Source organism: Borreliella yangtzensis (genome assembly GCF_014201775.1).
Lineage (GTDB): Bacteria > Spirochaetota > Spirochaetia > Borreliales > Borreliaceae > Borreliella > Borreliella yangtzensis.
On sequence record NZ_JACHFG010000001.1, the window covers coordinates 265,011 to 283,643 of the forward strand.

The following is an 18,633-nucleotide window of genomic DNA, read 5'->3' on the forward strand; positions in this document are numbered from 1 at the left end:
CAATTAAAAAACGAAAATTTTATAAAAGATTTATATATGTAAGGAGTTGGTTTACATGAAGAGGAAAGTGAAAAGCATTTTATTTTTTTTATTATCCACTGCTCTTTTTGCTCAAGAGACTGATGGATTGGCGGAAGGCTCTAAAAGGGCAGAGCCTGGAGAATTAGTTTTAGATTTTGCCGAACTTGCAAGAGACCCGAGTTCAACTAAACTTGATCTTACAAATTATGTTGATTATGTATATTCTGGTGCTTCTGGTATTGTTAAGCCGGAAGATATGGTTGTGGATCTTGGAATAAATAATTGGAGTGTTTTGCTTACTCCTTCTGCAAGGTTGCAGGCTTACGTTAAAAATTCAGTTGTTGCACCTGCTGTTGTTAAGAGTGATTCAAAAAGGTATGCAGGCGATACTATCTTGGGAGTAAGGGTCTTATTTCCAACTTATTCTCAATCATCTGCTATGATTATGCCGCCCTTTAAAATTCCTTTTTATTCAGGGGAAAGTGGGAATCAATTTTTAGGCAAAGGTCTTGTTGACAACATTAAAACCATGAAAGAAATTAAAGTATCAGTATATAGTTTAGGCTATGAGATAGATCTTGAGGTGTTATTTGAAGATATGAATGGTATGGAGTATGCTTATTCTATGGGAACTTTAAAGTTTAAAGGGTGGGCTGATTTAATTTGGTCAAATCCTAACTATATTCCTAATATATCATCTAGAATAATTAAAGATGATGTCCCAAATTATCCACTTGCTTCAAGTAAAATGAGATTTAAGGCTTTTAGAGTTTCAAAATCACATAGTTCAAAAGAACAAAATTTTATCTTTTATGTGAAAGATTTGAGAGTTCTTTATGATAAGTTGAATGTTTCAATAGATTCTGATATTGATAGTGAGTCTGTATTTAAAGTTTATGAGACTAGTGGGACTGAATCCCTTCGTAAATTAAAGGCACATGAAACTTTTAAAAGAGTTTTAAAGCTTAGGGAAAAAATTTCTATGCCTGAAGGTTCTTTTCAAAACTTTATAGAAAAGGTTGAGAGTGAAAAGCCTAAAGAATCATCCCCAAAACAGTAGGCTTGAATTAATATATAAAGCTGACCTTTTGGGTTAGCTTTATATATATAAGATATTTAATAGGAAATAGAATAGTATGGAAGTATTAGATTTGGAAAATGAAGAGCTTTTAGGGGTTTTTTTTGAAGAGGCTCAAAATCTTGTAGATATCCTTGAAGAGAATATTATGTCATTAGAGGATGATCCTAATAATTCTGATACTATTGATGAAATATTCAGGGCAGCTCATACTTTAAAGGGAAGTTCTGCTTCTCTTGATATGATGGAGCTATCTGATTTTACCCATATTGTTGAAGATGTTTTTGATGCTATTAGAGATGATAAGATAAATATAAACAATGATCTTGTTGATCTGCTTTTAAATTCATTGGATGTTATTAAGGAAATGCTTGCGCTTCGTCTTGATGGCAAGGTTTATTTGAATGATATAAGTGATCTTAAAAGCAAATTAAAGCAATTTTTAGTGATTGATACTCAAGTTTTTATGAATGAAATTGACGAAAATTCAAACAAAGGCAATTTTTGTCTTTCGAAATCAGATCTTGAGGAGATAAGGGAAAGTTTAGGTATTGGGCAAAAGGTTTTAAAGATCAGTGTTATTTTTAATGTAAATAGTGGTTCTGAAGTTGAAAATGGTGGATTGAAAATATTTAATGTTTTAAAAAATTTAGGGTCTGTTCTACATACAATTCCTAAGTATGAACAAATCATAAAAGATAAATTTTTAACAAGAGTAGATTACTATCTTATATCTTCAGATATAGAGGGCGTGAAGAAAAGCTTAGACCCTTCAAGTATAATTGCAAGTTATTTGGTTGATGAATTTAATGTAGAAGAAGAATTAAAAAATCTTATAGGTAAATGTGTTAAAGATATTGATTTGAATTTCAATTCTATTTTGAATAATAGTTTTGATTTTACAGATAATGAGATTTCTGATTTATTGCTTGAGATTGAAAATCGAAAATTATTTAAAGTTAAATTGTATTTTGTAAAAAACAATCCTATGGCTACGATTAGTGGGTTTCAAATGCTTAAGGCATTAAAAAGTCTTGGGAATATTTTTAAGTCTCTCCCAGATTCCAGTGAATTATTAGCAGATAAGTTTTTTGATTTTGTTATATATTACTTAATATCAGATGTCAGTGCAGATACTATCGCTAAAAAGATTAATTTACCAGATGTTGTTAGTCATTTTGAAATTGAAAATGTTAATTTAGAATCTTTAAAAAGTTTAAATTTAAAAGAAAACGATGAAGTGTCTCTTAGAGCAAATAAAAGTATTAAAAAAAACAATCCGATTAATGTTAATTTAATTAGAATAGATAGTAAAAAAATAGATTACATATTAAATCTTGTTAGTGAAGCAGTAATAAGCAAATCATCTTATAATCAAATAAATTCAGAGATGATTACATTATTTTATAATTTTAATTATTTTTATGATTATCAAGAAAGTTTTCAGAGAAACTTTTTAATTGATTTAAAGCTAGTTTTTAAAGATGCAGGCCTAACATTAGAAGATGAAATTGAATCACATATCAATTCTTTAATGAGTTTTAAAATGGAAAAGTCTTTGAATGATATATCTGAATTGAGAAATTCTTTTTTTAGACTTCTTCAAAATTTTAAAATGACTTCTGGACGATTGTCTAGGATAATTACAGATTTGCATGAGAGTGTTTTAAAGACTAGAATGTTGCCAATATCTAATATATTTTCAAGGTTTACAAGAGTTGTCAGAGACCTTTCAAAGAAATTGAATAAGATTGTAAATCTTGAAATGGAAGGAGAGGAAACTGAGCTTGATAAGTCTGTTATAGATGACCTAGTGGATCCTTTGATGCATTGTGTTAGAAATTCAATGGATCATGGACTTGAAACAGTTGAAGAGAGAATTAAAAAGGGGAAGAGCAAAGCAGGTACTATAATTTTGCGTGCTAAGAATGAGGGCAATGTAATATCAATTGAGATTGAAGATGATGGGGTTGGTATAGATCCAAAGATTATTAAGCGCAAATTAATTGAAAAGGGAACAATAAAAGAAGATGCAATTTACTCTGATTTTGAACTTATTAACTTAATTTTTGCTCCTGGATTTTCAACAGCAGGTCGAGTGACAGACCTTTCAGGTAGAGGTGTTGGCCTTGATGTTGTGAAAAAAAGCATTGAAAAGCTTAATGGAACTATTTTAGTAGAATCAGAAATTGGTCTTGGAACGATTTTTAAAATCAAACTACCACTGACATTAGTGATTATACAAGGCCTTTTGGTAAAATCGGGGCCCGAGACTTATGTTATTCCTTTAAACAATGTTCTTGAAACTCATAGAATAACCGAGCATGATATAAAATTGCTTGAAAATTATCATGAAGTTTATAATTTAAGAGACGAAATCATTTCTGTTCTTAGGCTTGATAAACTTTTTAATATAACAAGAGATGATTCATTAATAGAGAAATTTTTAATAGTTGTTAATACTAACAATATAAAGACTGCAATTGTTGTAGATTCTATTCTTGGCGAAGAAGATTTTGTAGTAAAGCCTATTAAGGATAAATTTTCATCAAGTGCGGGTGTGGTTGGAGCTACTACTCTGGGTAATGGTAAGGTTGTATTAATAATTGATGTTTTTAAACTTTTTGATTTAAAAAAGGATATTAAGGAGTGAATCTCTTGTGCAGATAAAAGAAATTTATTTTGGACCTAAAGTTTTAGATGATAAAAATTGTAATTCTAAGTCGGCCAATTTTGATTTTAAAGTTGTTTCCTTTGAGCTTGGATTGGATCATTATTTAGTAGACATTATGCAGGTTAAAGAAATTAGAAAATCTAGTAATTTTACTTATGTTCCAAATGCCAAAAAATATGTGGCTGGTCTTGATAATTTACGGGGCGAAATAATTCCTATTATAGATCTTAGAATAATGTTTAATTTGGAATCTAATAAAAAAGACCTTGAAGATATTATGGTTTTAAAAAATGAAGATCTTCTTATAGGGGTTATTGTTGATAAAATTAATAATGTTTTTTCGATAGATTCTAGCCTTATTCAAGATCCACACCCAGTCCTGTCTCAGGATTCTTTAATAAATTATATAAAAGGTGTTGTAGATTATAACGAAAAGCTTTATATACTCCTTGATGTTTTTAAAATTTTTAATTATGGTGAAGAAGAAAAAGTATTAAAACCCGCTCAAAATTTTGTTGAAAAGATTAATTTTGTAAGTGATTGTGATGATTTAGATATACTAGAAAATTCCAAAGATAATTTTTCCAATAGTGTTTTTTTAAAAAATATTAACAACAGTGAGAATTCGTCTTTAAACAATATTGCAACATGTAATTTGGAGAATATTAAAAAAAATCTTTTGAAATACTCGTTTAATGCTTCTTTAGTAAATGATGTGTTTTTAGAAAAAGTTGGAGTAAACTTTAATATGGTTGATGCTGATTACTTGCCTTACGATAGTTTTTTAAATGAATTTTATTCAAAATCATCAGGAAATTTGTGGGGAGCTGATTGTTTGGAAGAATTTCAAAATGAAATTGTTAAGAATCGCTTGAATTTTATGGAGAATTTAAATTCTATTTTCAATGTATTGGAAATTGGTTGTGGTAATGGAAGAGAGACTATGGCTTTAGTTAACGCTTTATCTGAGTATTATGTAAAACCGTTTAAGTTGACAGCTATTGATAATGATTTATCAAAAGTGGTTGAAACTTCTAGGTTGATTTTTTCAGAGTCAGAAATTGGTATTAGTGAAATTTATCGTAGGAACTCTTTTGAACAAAGTCCTGGGGTTTATAAATTTAAGTCAGAAATTCTCAATAATGTTTTGTTTGAATATTCTGATGCTCTTTTTTCAGATTTGCCTGATAATTTGGGAATGGTTTTTTTAAAAGATGTTTTATGTTTCTTGAATAGTAAAGATCAGATTTTAATTTTAGATATCATTGCTTCCAAAACTATTAAAGGGGCTCTTTTGGTTTTGGGAGATAACGAAGAGCTTAAAAACAATGATGTTTTTATAAAAGAGAAATCCGCAGAATATTTTAACTTGTACAGGAAAGTCTAAAGGAGAAATGAATGAGAATAGATTATATAGAGCCATTTTTGGATGCCGCTTCTTCGGTTTTAAGGGATATGTTGCTTGTTGAGAATATAGAAATGGGTAAGCCAGGGCTTAAGTCAATAAATCAAAAGATAAAAGGTGTTTCCGTAATAGTGGGACTTGCTGGGTCTGTTGAAGGTAGTATAATTATTGATATGGACATAGAAACAGCTCTTTTTGTTGCTTCTAAGTTAAATTTTGAAGAGTATAATGATTTTGATGATGAAGAAACAAAAGAGATGGTTGCTGCAACTCTCACTGAGGTTGGCAATATTATTGCGGGGAATTTCGTTACTACTTTGCATGCTAAAGGTTTTGTATTCGATATAACCCCACCAGCTTTTATTTATGGAGAAAATATGAAAATAAGTAATAAAGGTTCTGAGGCTTTAATTGTTCCTTTTTCTTTACCTGATGGTAAAATTATAGAAGTTAATATTGCAATAAGAGAGAGGGTTTGATATGAAAAAAATTCTTTTTATTAGAGAGAGAGGTTAATATGATTCAAAAGACTACAATTGCTGCAGATTCTTCATCTAAGCCTAGGGGAATCAATTATGATACAGGGATTCCTTTTAATGTTTTAATTGTTGACGATTCTGTTTTTACCGTAAAGCAGCTTACTCAAATTTTTACATCAGAGGGTTTTAATATTATTGATACCGCAGCTGATGGAGAAGAGGCTTTGATAAAATACAAGAATCATTATCCTAATGTTGATATTGTCACTCTTGATATTACCATGCCCAAAATGGATGGAATAACTTGTCTTTCTAATATTATGGAATTTGATAAAAATGCCAGAGTGATAATGATATCTGCTTTAGGCAAAGAACAATTAGTTAAAGATTGCTTAATAAAAGGAGCAAAAACATTTATTGTAAAGCCATTAGACAGGGCAAAGGTTCTTCAAAGAGTAATGTCTGTATTTGTTAAATAAATTATTTATAAAAAAGCTTAAGCTTCAATTTTATTATTTTCATTCTTTTGGAGAAAAAATCATTTCATTGCTTATTTTATCTGAAGTTTTTAAAAAATAAGTTATGTTAAGGTTGAGTATTTTTAGAGGTTCCGTATTGTTTTCTATGTAAAGTTCTAGTTTGTAAAATCCTTTTTTTGTGTATATTAGTGAATAACTTTTAAAGATTCCATTTATATTTTTAATTTTAAATACTTTATATTTTAAAAATTTGTTATCAATAAGCTCGCTTTGAATTAAATACTTATTTACTTCTTTGTAGTTCGAATTTAATAAACCGTAGTTAATTTTATTAAGCATTATACTTTTTACAAAATGCTCAGTTAGTTTATAAATATTTTTTTCTATTTCGCTTGTTGGAAAATCAGTATAGTATTCTTTTTCTAAAATTAAATTGAAAGATGAATATTTTTTTATTTCTTCGTTTGCCCTTCTCTCAATTGAGATGTTCAAAAGCCTAGCATTAAGTGACAAATTTAATAATGTCAGTAGCACTGCAGTTATTTGAATTTTCATTTTAATTCCTGGTTTTTATTAATTATTTTTTTTACATTTTCAATTTCTAAAGGTATTTTGCTTTTTCGCTTTGAATTTAGTTTTTCTTTTAGTAAAAGATTATTAAATAATTTTGCAAGTTCATATACTTTTTCTTCGCTTAAAGTAAAAGGAATTTGAATTTTTCGATATTCTAATGGGTCTTGTAAAATTTTTGTCATTAAAATGATAGGATTTAAAAAACTTGCTTTAAAAAATTTATAAAAATTCATTAAAAAAATGGTAAATGAGGCAAACAATGCAAATAGAAAAATTCCAAGAATAGAATCGCTTTTTCTTTGCAAATATTTATCTATATAAAATTTTGTCTTATCTATTTCTATTACTTTGTATTCACTAGGACTGTAGTAAACAAATATTTCGTCTGATTTTGAGTATATTATGTTTTCTTTTTCCTTTATTAATAAGATGAAGGGATATTTTTCTTTTATGTAAGCTTTTTCATTTATTATTGATATATTTTTTATAATATTAAATTCTTGTTTTTCTGGTATTGAATTTACAATTTTTGAGCTTGATATTATTATAAAGAATGTAAATGGTATTAATAAGCTCATTGAAAATGTTCTAGCAAATGCTATTAGTATTAGATTCTTTTCTTTTGAATTGTAGTAAATTTCTATTATTAGGTCGTTAAACCTAAGAAGTCTTAAAAATCTTAGTTTAAAAAGCGATAGCATTATTGGATTTAATATGGTTTCGTGGGCAACAATTATGTTTTTAAGCTGATATGAACTATAAAATGCTAAAGGGATAAGGCAGTGAATTATGTCAAAGAATAGATTGTTTCTGACGTAGATTTCTAATCTTTGGGAAAAGTAAGCTTTGGTTATTTTATATAAAAAAATGAAAATAAAAATTGTATCAAATAGAAAACCAAGAAATATTAGTGCAAATCGTATTTTGTATGGTAAAAAAAGAATTATTGAGAGCTCTTCGATTAAGAGTTCAAATATTGAAAAAATTATTATTGCTTTTAAAAAAATCGAAAATTTTTTTACCATTTATTTACCTTAGCTATTTCTAATAATTCTTTGATTATTCTTGAGTCATATTCTCTAGAGCTTGATTGTTTTATTGAAAACCAACTTTCATCATATCCAATAAAACCTTTAACCGGATTGTTTTTGTATTTTGGAATTCTTGCTCTTGCTGAAAAAATGGCAATTAATGTTGAAATTGGGGACATTGTTTGTAAAATCTCATATTTAAAAAAACTTTCAATTATTAGTTTGGCTGTTTTTTCGTCTAAAAAATCGGTATCATTGCTTATTGCTTTTGAAGTAGATTCAATATTTTTAATAGTCAATTCTATTCCTTTTTCGAAGCAGTATTTAATTACCAATACTTTTAAAAGAAGTAATATCTTTAAATAATTTTTTATGATCTCTGATGAGTAAAGGGTTTTATTTTCTTTTTGTATTAAATATATTGTATAAGAGTTTTTTCCTTCAAATAGTTTGTTTATGTAAAAAGTAATGTATCCGTTGCTTATAGTATTGAAATTATAAAAGAATTCTTTTCTTAAAGATGAGTTAATTTTAACAAAATTAAATATCAAATTTAAGTCGTTTTTTGTTAATTCTTTACTAAAAAGAGGTTTTACAATGTTAAAATCGATAGCTTCAATGCCAGATAAAATAAATGGTGTAATCATTATATCTGTTTTATCTTTGATGTACTGAATTAGATCTTTAAGCTCTGATTCAAAATTGTTTTTAATAAATGTAGCAATAGTTTTTTTGTTTTCCTTTAAATAATTGAGCATTTCAATTTCTTTTTCTATGGCAGATAAACTTTTTATGCTTTCATGATTAAATAGGTAATGATATAGGTAAGAAAAATATGGTTTTACATTCATTTGATTAGGTCCAATAGTTCAAGCGGATTGTGGATTATATGTTTTGCTCCATTTTGTTTTAATTCTTGAACACTTCTAAATCCCCAGGAAACTCCTATTGGTATAAATCCAGCGTTTAGTGCAGTTAGCATGTCCACATCGCTGTCTCCAATGTATGCAATTTTTTCTTTTTTGATGTTTAATTCTAATATCATATCAAGAGCATTCTCAGGATCTGGCTTTGGTGGAAATTTTTTTGAATAACCTCTGATTTCAAAAAATAATATATTTCCAAAAATATTTTTCACCAAATTTATTAACTCTTCATGGTTTTTATTGCTTAAAATTCCAATTGGAATGTTAAGTTTATTCATATTTTTTAAAAGGGTTTTTATGTTTTCATATGGTTGTGTTTGAGATGAAAGATTTTTATTGTATTCTTTTACAAATTCTTGGTAAAGCGTGTCTTGTAAATTGGGATTATTATATTCAAGAGATAATAACTTTAAAGTGTCTATTACAAATTTATCAAATCCTCTGCCAACAAGAGCATTGAATTTGTTTAGTTCAATTTTATTGTATCCCAAGTTTGAAAGAGCTGAATTCATTGAGAATGCAATATCCATGATGCTATTTACCAGGGTTCCATCCATATCAAAAATGCATGCTTTGATTTTCATAGTACTCTCTTTTATAATAGTTTATTTATTATTTTATTTTATCATTAATTTGCGCTCTTTATTAAGGTTTTTATATTTTAAGCATTTTTTATTCATTAGTAATTAATTTTTATGAATAGTTTATTTTGTTTATTAAAGTGCAAAAATGCTATTGAAAATATAAATTTTAAGTTTTATTATATTTCATTAGAATATAGTATGGTGAGTCATTTGTATTGTATATTTGTTGGGGTTAAATCTTAGTGAAAGAAGATCTATTGGTATTAGAAAATATTACAAAAAAGTATGGTGATTTTATTGCCAATGATGATGTTTCTATTAAATTTAAGGCAGGCGAAGTTCATGCTATTCTTGGAGAAAATGGTGCTGGGAAGACTACTTTAATGAAGACTATTTATGGGATTCATCAAGTAAATAGTGGCAAAATTATTTTAAAAGGCCAAGAAGTAAACTTTAAAGATTCAAGCGAGGCTATTCGAAATGGGATTGGAATGGTTTTTCAACATTTTATGTTAATTCCCCAATTTACTGCTGTTCAGAATATTATTTTAGGGTATGAAAATTCAAAGTTTGGTTTTCTTGATTACAAACAAGCTAGAAGAAAAATAAGTTATCTTTCAGAAAAGTATGGTTTAAAGATAGATTTAGATAAGAAGATTGAAGACTTAAGTGTTGGCATGGAACAAAAAATAGAAATATTGAAAGTTCTTTATCGAAATGCCGATATTATTATTTTTGATGAACCTACTGCAGTGCTTGCTCCAAGTGAGATTGATGATTTTATGAATATTTTAAAAGTACTCACTAAAGAGGGTCACACTGTAATACTTATTACTCATAAAATAAAAGAAATTAGGTCTATTGCAAAGCGATGTACAATTATGCGCCTTGGAAAAGCTGTGAAAACTGTTAATCTTGATGAGATTGATGATAAAGATCTTATAAAATTAATGATAGGTAAAGAGATTACACTTCGTTCATCTAAAATTCAATTTGAAAATCATTTTAATGTTCTTGAAATAAGAAATTTAAGTGTTAAGGATGAGAGAGGGATTTTAAGAGTTAAAGATGTTAATCTTAATCTGAGAAATGGTGAAATTCTTGGGATATCAGGCATTGAGGGAAGTGGTCAAGAGGACTTAGTAGATGCAATTTTGGGTTTAAAAAGCATATTTAAGGGCGATATCTTTAAAAAAGATTCTTCGGGTAATTTGGAATCTTTAAAAGGTTTAACGATTAAGCAGATAATAGATAAAAAAATTGGCAGTATTCCTTCGGATAGGCAAAGGCACGGTCTTATTTTAGAATTCAATGTTATGCAAAATATTGGGCTTAAGAGCTTCGATAATCTTGATTATTTGGGATTAAAGAAAAATCATTCAAAGAATAATTTTAATTTAAAATTTAATTTTTTCAATTTTATCAAAAGACAATTTCATAAGGTTAAAGGACAATTCGTGGGGTTTAATTTTAGCATTTTAAAAAAAATGAGCAACCAACTTGTAAATTATTTTGATATTAGACCAAGAAATATTTTAAGTAAGGTAAAATATTTATCTGGAGGTAATCAGCAAAAAGTTATTATTGCTCGTGAGCTGAGTTTAGAGCCGGATATTCTTTTGGCTATTCAGCCTACAAGGGGTCTTGATGTTGGAGCTGTTGAAAATATTTATAAAAGAATAATAGAGCAAAGAGATGCGGGTAGATCTGTTTTGTTGGTTTCTCTTGAGCTTGATGAGCTTGTTAATGTTTGTGACAGGATAGCTGTAATGCACGATGGAAGAATAGTGGGTATTTTAGAGGATAATTTTGATATTGATGTTGTTGGTAAAATGATGATAGGTTTAAGCTAAATGATAATTAGTAAAAATGTATGCAGTAAATTTATATTAAAATTTTTAAATTCTTCAGTATTTGTTAGTGTTTTTGCTTTGTTTGTTGGGTTTTTGATTGTTGGTCTAGTGGTAATGATGTTTGGCTATTCTCCTTTTAGGATGTATTTTATAATGCTTGAGATTATCTTTTCGTCTCCCAAACATTTAGGTTATATTTTAAGTTATGCAGCCCCTTTGATTTTTACAGGTCTTTCTATTGGTATTTCTTTAAAAACAGGTCTTTTCAACATTGGGGTTGAATCCCAGTTTATACTAGGATCTATTGTTGCCTTAATAGCATCAATTTTATTTGATTTGCCTCCAATTTTACATGTAATTTCTATTTTTATTGTTACTTTTTTTGCATCAGGTAGTTTAGGAATTTTAATTGGATATTTAAAAGCTAAATTCAATATTAACGAAGTAATTTCAGGAATAATGTTTAATTGGATATTATTTCATTTGAATAATATAATTTTAGATTTTAATTTTATTAAAAGAGATAATAGTGATTTTTCAAAGTCTATTAAGGAAAGTGCATTTATTGATTTTTTAGGTTCTTGGAAACTCTCACCGGATGGTCTTTCTTATAGGGCCTCGCATCCTTTTATTAATGAGCTTTTAAAAGCGCCTCTTCATTTTGGAATAATTTTGGGTATAATTCTTGCTATTTTAATATGGTTTTTACTTAATAAAACTATTATTGGATTTAAAATAAATGCTGTAGGAGGCAATATTGAAGCTTCAAGGCGTATGGGCATTAATGTAAAAGCCGTGCTAATCTTTTCAATGTTTCTCTCAGCGGCTGTTGCAGGTCTTGCTGGCGCTGTTCAAATTATGGGTGTTAATAAAGCTATATTTAAGCTTTCCTATATGGAAGGAATTGGTTTTAATGGGATAGCTGTTTCTTTAATAGGGAATAATTCACCGATTGGCATAATATTTTCTAGTATTCTTTTTTCTGTATTGCTTTATGGAAGCAGCAGGGTCCAAAGTTTAATGGGGCTTCCATCCTCAATTGTATCTTTGATGATGGGAATAATTGTTCTTGTAATTTCTGCTAGTTATTTTTTAAATAAAATATTTTTAAAAGGTGTTAAGGGTGTCAAATATAATAATATTCTTAGTTAGTGAAACTTTAATAAATTCTCAAACTTTAATTTTAGCTGGTTTGGGGGGCCTTATAAGCGAGAAGAGTGGAATTATTAATATTGGACTTGAAGGAATAATGACAATAGGGGCTTTTTCAGGAGCTACAGTTGCATATTTTACAAATGACCCATTATTTTCAATTTTTGTTGGTGGATTAGCAGGGCTTACGCTCTCTATTTTGCACGCTGTTTTTACAATTTTTTTAAAATCAGATCAAATTATAACCGGAATGGCACTTAATTTTTTAGGACCCGCTATTTCTGTTTTTTTAAGCACTTTAATTTTTTCTTCTATTTCAACTCCACCTATAGAGATAAAGTTGCCAATACTTTTTGATGGAATTTTAAGCAAAACATCTTTTATATTTCAAATTTTTGGTAAAAGATATTCTATATATATTGCAATGCTAGGTGTGTTTTTATTTCATATTATTTTTAAATATACTAAAATTGGGCTTAGAATTAATGCTAGTGGTGAAAATCCAGAGGTATTAGAGTCTGTTGGAGTTAGTGTAAATAAAATTAGATTTTTTTGCGTCCTTTCAAGTGGGTTTTTAGCGGGGCTTTCGGGTGCTGTTCTTACAACAGTGATCGCATCAAGTTATGTACAAGGGGTTACGGGTGGGCAAGGTTTTATTGCTATTGTAATGTTGATTTTTGGGAAATGGACTCCTTTGGGGATTTTAATAGGTAGTTTTTTGTTTTCATTCGTGAAAACTTTGGCAATTGTTTTGGTCCAATCTCCTTTTTTATCTTTAATAATGCCTCCTAAAATGTTAGTTATTACCCCATATTTAATTATTATTTTAAGTCTTATTTTTTTTTCAAAAAGAAATTATGCGCCCAAGTTTTTGGGAATACCCTATAAAAAGCATTGACAGGCGATAATAGTTTATAATTTGTTTTCCATGTTTTGAAAATTCTTTTAATTTTTAAGAGTTTTTAATTTTTTGCTGTAAAATTTTTTTTGATACCCTTTCGGTCTTGAGTTTGTTTAATTAAATAAAGTAGATGATTTGTGAGGTAGTTTATTATGTTGTTGAAGCTTAAATACAGGTTTGTTGGATTTTTATTATTATTTTTAATTTTCATACTGTTACTTTTTTCTATGATTTTTAAATTTATTTTATGTGGTTATTTAGAAGATTATTACAAGCAACTTACAAGGGCGCAGTTAAGAAGAGCAGCTTTTTCTACACAATCTTTTTTGGACACTCTATATGTCATAATCAACGGTGCAGCTTCTAATTTGGCGCTTGAAACTATATCAGAATTTGCAATTTCTGAGAATAGAGGAAAAGATTTTTCTGAATCTGAATTAGTAGATTTAAGAAAAAATTCAAAATTTGTTATTGATACTGTAAAGGTGGATAAAAAATATCGGCAATATGTATACAATTTTATGATCAATCTTAAAAATGATACCTTTTTTGAAGAATTTGCTTTTTTTGATTTTGAAGGGAGAATAATTGTTAGCACAAGACATGAAAATAATATGGATTTTGGACATTCTGAGGCTAATACTAATTATTTTAAAAAAGCGATTGAGGATTATAAACAAAACCAATTAAAATTTATAGGCTGGTATTCAAATCTTTCTGAAGGAATATCCGCAGAAGTTGCCATTAGGTCTAGGCAAAGCGAAAAAAAGGCTTTTGCAATAATTGTACCTGTATACTCTCCAGAAGATAAACTTGTTTGTGGATATTTGGCTGGCTATTTGCTTAATGATATTCTAGCAGATAGTTTTGATAGATTTAGATTCGGTTTTTATAAAAGAGGCAATTTTATTTATGTGGACCCTAATAATATAGCGGTTAATCCTTTTGAAGAATACAATGAGACTAGTAGGGTTAGTTCTAAATTTTTAAATATTCTTAAAGATGTGTTTTCTAAGCCACCCCTTTTATCAAAGATTCCTACCGAAGTGTCAGTTTATACTATTGATAGAATATTATTTTCCGAAATGGGAGAAGAGTGTTATTATGCGCTGTTGCCTATAAATAGTAAATTGGGAGAGAAAGGCGGAGTACTTATTGCTAGACTTCCTTATAAAGATATTTATGGAGTAATATCTAGCATAAAACTTCAGTATGTCTTGTATTCTATCTTAGGTATTATTTTATTAAGCATTGCTCTTTTGATGAGAATAGATAGAGTTATTAGTTTCCGTTTAAATACAATTAGAGTTTTAGTTCAAGATATGGTTAAGGGAAATTTAGACAAAGATTATGCTCTTGATGATGACGAATTTTTTGATGAGCTTAGCATGTTAAGTCTTCAGGTTGTTAAAATGAAAAAAGCTATTTCTGGAGCGATTGCGAGTGTTTTGAGAAATATTAGCTATGTAAATAAGGCAAGTTTAGAAGTTGCCAGTTCAAGTCAAAATTTAAGCTCTAGTGCATTACAGCAAGCATCTGCTCTTGAAGAAATGTCAGCCAATGTTGAACAAATAGCGTCAGGTGTCAATATGAGTGCGAATAATTCTTATGAAACAGAGCAAATAGCTTTAAAGACAAATGAAAGTTCTCAGATAGGTGGTAAGGCTGTCGAAGAATCTGTTATTGCTATGCAGGATATTGTAGAGAAAGTTAGTGTTATTGAAGAAATAGCTAGAAAGACTAACTTGCTTGCTTTAAATGCGGCTATTGAAGCTGCAAGAGCAGGTGATGAAGGAAAGGGATTTGCTGTTGTGGCTAGTGAGATTAGAAAGTTGGCCGATCTTAGTAAAATTTCTGCCCTTGAGATTGGAGAGTTGGTTGAAGATAACTCTAAAGTAGCAACTGAAGCGGGAGTGATATTTAAAGAAATGTTGCCTGAAATAGAAGAAACAGCTAATCTTGTTAAAAAAATTTCAGAAGGCAGTTCTAAGCAGAGCGATCAGATTGCTCAATTTAAAATGGCTTTAGATCAGGTTGGAGAAGTTGTTCAGTCTTCAGCTTCAAGTAGTGAACAACTTTCTAGCATGTCTGATAAAATGCTAGAAAAGTCTAAGGAACTTAGAAAATCTGTGTTATTTTTCAAAATTAAAGATTCTAAGATTGAAAATTTAGAAGATGGTGATTATGATTTTCGAGCAATGGATTGTCCTGAAAATTCTTTTAAAGAAGATGAAAATCAAAATTTTAAAAGTAATGAAATTGCGACTTTAAATGGCAGTAGGCATAATAACTATTCTTTAAGTATTGAGGACGAGTCTTCTATGAAAACTATTAATAAGAGAGTTGATCCTAAAAAGGCTATCGATGTTGCCGATAAGGATTTAAATTTTGATGATGATTTTTCAGAGTTTTAGAATTTATTTTTTGTAAAAGAGGTGGTTAGTATGAAGCTGAAAGCTAGGATGTTGCTACTTGTTCTTGTTTTGATAGCATTCTTTATATCAATTTTGTTTTTTGTGTTTGGTATGTTGATTAATAGCAAATTGGTAGACCAGCAGTTTGACCTTATGATGAATCTTATTGGAAATATTAAAAGTTCTTTTAATATTTATATTTCTTCAATGGAAGAGAAAGTTAGAGTTAGTTCTATGTATTTCAATTCTGCTGAAAAATTCAAAGAAGCTAGTAAAATTAGATCCAAAAGGTTGGGTTTTATTTCAGATCAATCTGAAATTCTTGTTCAGACCGGTAGTAATATGATGGTTACAAACAAGGAAGGTGAAATAGTTTTTACTACAGCTGTTAAGGATAATAGTGATTTTGGCAAGTCTATTCAGGATAAAGAATATTTTACGAAACTTAGAGAGTCTCAAAGCATTGTTTACAATTCTTTTGTCATGTTGGCAGAGCCTGGGTCTGTTGAAGAGTCTTTACTTAAAAACATTTCTAAGATAAAAAATAAAAAAGGCCAGATTCCCTACATAGTAATAGGCATTCCATTAAGAGATTTTGGTACAGACGATATTTTTGGTTATTTTATGTTGTTTTATTCAATGGATTATATATATAAATCTTTTAGAGGAATTAATTTTGGTATACTCTCTAGTGGTCGTGCGTTAGCTTATGATACTGCAGGTAGATTTTTGGTTCATCATACAGTGCTTCCAGGTGATGTTTTGACCGATCTTAGTGCTTCTTTTTCTAATATTCTTAAGAGAACATCTGAAGATTTGTTGCAAAAAAACAAAGAAACCGCAACTGTTTATTATTATGATCCTAATAGCAGCAAAAAATATGTGGGAATTAGTCAAAAGGTATCATTAAACTTGTCTAGTAGTAAATTTATTCTTTTAATTAGAACTTCAGAGGATGATTTTTATTACATGTCACGAGCTACGTCTTTAATATTGGGTATTAGTTTTGTATTTACATTGATTATTCTTGCTATTGCAACTATTTATCTTGTAAAAAAGTTGAGCTCTTCTTTAAATCAGATATTAGAATATTCTGAGCGACTTGCTTCTGGTAATTTTACTGCTGATGTTAATTTTGACAGATGGGATACTGTAGAACTGTATAGCTTGTACGAAGGCCTTGAACAATTGAGAACTAATTTTTCTTCAGTTGCGAAAGGGGTCATTGAAAACCTAGATTACCTTTATGAAAATGCTATTCAAATAGCAAATGCAAGTCAGAATTTAAGTTCTGGTGCTGTTGAGCAGGCTTCTACTTTGGAGCAAATGACAGCAAATATTGAGCAAATATCACAAGGTGTTTCTGAGAATACTGAAAATGCATCTACTACTGAAAAAATTGCTGTTAATACTAATGAAAGGACTAAAGAGGGGCATAAATCTGTTGTCAAAGCTATTGAGGCAATGACTGTAATTACTGAAAAAATTGGAATTATTGATGAAATAACAAGACAAACTAATTTGCTTGCTTTAAATGCCTCAATTGAGGCTGCACGAGTGGGAGAAAAAGGCAAGGGATTTGAAGTGGTAGCTGCTGAGGTTAGAAAGCTTGCAGATCAAAGCAAGGAATCAGCAAGAGAGATTATTGATATTGCAAATAAAAGTTTAACTGTTGCAAGTCGTGCTGGGGAAAATTTTGAACAAATAGTTCCTGGGATGGAACAAACAGCTAGACTCGTGAAGAATATTTCCAATGAAAGTTCTAAGCAAAGTATTCAAATAGAGCAATTTAAAAATGCAATAGAACAAGTTAGTCAGCTAGTTCAGACTACGGCTTCAAGTAGTGAAGAGCTTTCTGCAATGTCTGAAAAAATGCTAGAGAGTGTAAAAGATTTAAAAGAATCTGTTGATTACTTTAAAATAGAAAAGTAAGAGAAATTTTTTCAATTTTCTTATACTTAAGATTATTATTCTATAATTTTAAAAATTTTAGCACCCCCTAGGCATTTTGTATTTTTGTAAAAGATTGCAAATTGACCAGGGGAAATGCCAGGGTCTTCTGTGCTTAAATGAATTTCAATTAAGTTATTTGAAATAAGTTTTAGTTTGCATGAATATTTCTTTTCACCATGTCTTATTTTAATTTTGAAATTTTTGAAATCCGAAGGAGCATCATTTATCCAATGTATTTCGTGAACTAAAAATTTGCGTTTTGCTTGTTTTAGATAATTTTCATTGTGGGAAACATATATAATGTTTTTTTCTAGATCTTTTTCTATGACGAACCACGGTCCGTTGCTAAGCTTTATTCCTCTTCTTTGTCCAATTGTAAAAAACCAATATCCGTTATGAATTCCCATTATTTTTCCTGTTTCTTTTTCAATTATATTGCCTTTTTTCTCACCAAGATGATATTTGATAAATTCGTTGTATTTAATTTTTCCTAAAAAGCAAATACCCTGACTATCTTTTCTATCTTTGTTGGGCAAATTTATGCTTTTAGCTATTTGCCTTACTTCGCTTTTAAGTAATTTCCCTAGGGGAAAGCATAGTTTTGACATTTGTTTTTGAGAGAGGTGAGATAAAAAGTAGCTTTGATCTTTAATTTTATCTTTTGCCTGTTTTAATAAAAAAATTTTCTCTTTTTTTTGTATTTTAGCGTAATGCCCTGTGACAACCAAATCATATTGTTCATTAATTTTATCAAAAAATGCTCCGAACTTTATTCTTTGATTACAAAAAATATCTGGACTTGGGGTATTACCTTTTTTTAGTTCTTCAAGAGTATAGCTTACTACTTTGTTGTGATATTCTTTTTGAAAGTTTATTATTTCGTAAGGTACATTAAATTTATTGCATACAGCTTCAATGTAATTTAAGTCTTCTTGCCAAGGACAGTTTCCAATATAAGACAGTTCATCTTCAAGCCAAATTTTTAGGTAGTAGCATTTTATATTTGTATATCCTTTGTTTAGAATTTTATAAAGGGCAACAGAACTATCAACTCCTCCAGATAAAAGTACGGCTATTTTCATAAATTTTTCTTTTTAGGTTTCATTATAT

The 18,633-nt window shown here is 29.0% G+C and carries 15 protein-coding genes; 10 read left to right on the forward strand and 5 right to left on the reverse strand.

Annotation, left to right across the window (positions count from 1 at the left end):
* Positions 1 to 55 precede the first annotated feature (55 nt).
* The 5 genes from flaA (at position 56) to HNP68_RS01305 (ending at position 6,136) form a co-directional block, all read left to right on the forward strand.
* Positions 56 to 1,081, forward strand: coding sequence for a flagellar filament outer layer protein FlaA (flaA, locus tag HNP68_RS01285; protein ID WP_183219610.1), 1,026 nt, complete (start codon positions 56 to 58; stop codon positions 1,079 to 1,081).
* Positions 1,082 to 1,157: 76 nt separating this feature from the next.
* A complete protein-coding gene (locus tag HNP68_RS01290) occupies positions 1,158 to 3,752 on the forward strand; it encodes a chemotaxis protein CheA (RefSeq protein WP_183219612.1) in 2,595 nt (864 codons plus the stop codon).
* Positions 3,753 to 3,759: 7 nt separating this feature from the next.
* Positions 3,760 to 5,160 (forward strand): CheR family methyltransferase, encoded by a 1,401-nt coding sequence (locus HNP68_RS01295; protein ID WP_183219615.1) that lies wholly within the window; start codon positions 3,760 to 3,762, stop codon positions 5,158 to 5,160.
* A gap of 11 nt (positions 5,161 to 5,171) precedes the next feature.
* Positions 5,172 to 5,657 (forward strand): chemotaxis protein CheX, encoded by a 486-nt coding sequence (locus tag HNP68_RS01300; RefSeq protein WP_006068952.1) that lies wholly within the window; start codon positions 5,172 to 5,174, stop codon positions 5,655 to 5,657.
* Positions 5,658 to 5,695: 38 nt separating this feature from the next.
* Complete coding sequence (locus tag HNP68_RS01305; protein WP_183219617.1) at positions 5,696 to 6,136, forward strand: response regulator; 441 nt, start codon at positions 5,696 to 5,698, stop codon at positions 6,134 to 6,136.
* A 39-nt stretch (positions 6,137 to 6,175) separates the two neighbouring features.
* Here HNP68_RS01305 and HNP68_RS01310 read toward each other — a convergent pair whose 3' ends face one another.
* The 4 genes from HNP68_RS01310 to HNP68_RS01325 are packed head-to-tail and all read right to left on the reverse strand — an operon-like array spanning position 6,176 to position 9,250.
* Positions 6,176 to 6,691 (reverse strand): hypothetical protein, encoded by a 516-nt coding sequence (locus HNP68_RS01310; protein WP_183219619.1) that lies wholly within the window; start codon positions 6,689 to 6,691, stop codon positions 6,176 to 6,178.
* Positions 6,688 to 7,734: a hypothetical protein gene (locus tag HNP68_RS01315; protein WP_183219621.1), complete on the reverse strand. Its 1,047-nt coding sequence runs from the start codon at positions 7,732 to 7,734 to the stop codon at positions 6,688 to 6,690. Before HNP68_RS01315 ends, HNP68_RS01310 begins: the two co-directional genes overlap by 4 nt.
* Positions 7,728 to 8,591 carry a hypothetical protein gene (locus HNP68_RS01320; protein ID WP_183219623.1) on the reverse strand — a complete coding sequence of 288 codons (864 nt, stop codon included), beginning with the start codon at positions 8,589 to 8,591 and terminating at the stop codon, positions 7,728 to 7,730. The genes HNP68_RS01315 and HNP68_RS01320 overlap by 7 nt, the downstream gene beginning before the upstream one ends.
* Positions 8,588 to 9,250 carry an HAD family hydrolase gene (locus tag HNP68_RS01325; RefSeq protein ID WP_183219625.1) on the reverse strand — a complete coding sequence of 221 codons (663 nt, stop codon included), beginning with the start codon at positions 9,248 to 9,250 and terminating at the stop codon, positions 8,588 to 8,590. Before HNP68_RS01325 ends, HNP68_RS01320 begins: the two co-directional genes overlap by 4 nt.
* A gap of 242 nt (positions 9,251 to 9,492) precedes the next feature.
* Between HNP68_RS01325 and HNP68_RS01330 the strand changes: the two genes are divergently transcribed.
* The 5 genes from HNP68_RS01330 (at position 9,493) to HNP68_RS01350 (ending at position 17,502) form a co-directional block, all read left to right on the forward strand.
* Positions 9,493 to 11,103, forward strand: coding sequence for an ABC transporter ATP-binding protein (locus HNP68_RS01330; protein ID WP_183219627.1), 1,611 nt, complete (start codon positions 9,493 to 9,495; stop codon positions 11,101 to 11,103).
* Positions 11,104 to 12,255, forward strand: coding sequence for an ABC transporter permease (locus HNP68_RS01335; protein ID WP_183219630.1), 1,152 nt, complete (start codon positions 11,104 to 11,106; stop codon positions 12,253 to 12,255). It abuts the gene before it with no gap.
* Positions 12,227 to 13,153, forward strand: a complete 927-nt coding sequence (locus HNP68_RS01340; RefSeq protein ID WP_183219632.1) for an ABC transporter permease — start codon at positions 12,227 to 12,229, stop codon at positions 13,151 to 13,153. Before HNP68_RS01335 ends, HNP68_RS01340 begins: the two co-directional genes overlap by 29 nt.
* Positions 13,154 to 13,308: 155 nt before the next feature.
* Positions 13,309 to 15,570, forward strand: coding sequence for a methyl-accepting chemotaxis protein (locus HNP68_RS01345; RefSeq protein ID WP_183219634.1), 2,262 nt, complete (start codon positions 13,309 to 13,311; stop codon positions 15,568 to 15,570).
* Positions 15,571 to 15,600: 30 nt separating this feature from the next.
* A complete protein-coding gene (locus HNP68_RS01350; RefSeq protein WP_183219636.1) occupies positions 15,601 to 17,502 on the forward strand; it encodes a methyl-accepting chemotaxis protein in 1,902 nt (633 codons plus the stop codon).
* Positions 17,503 to 17,537: 35 nt separating this feature from the next.
* On the opposite strand, the gene mnmA is transcribed toward HNP68_RS01350, so the two are convergent.
* Positions 17,538 to 18,605, reverse strand: coding sequence for a tRNA 2-thiouridine(34) synthase MnmA (mnmA, locus tag HNP68_RS01355; RefSeq protein WP_183219638.1), 1,068 nt, complete (start codon positions 18,603 to 18,605; stop codon positions 17,538 to 17,540).
* Positions 18,606 to 18,633: the final 28 nt, after the last annotated feature.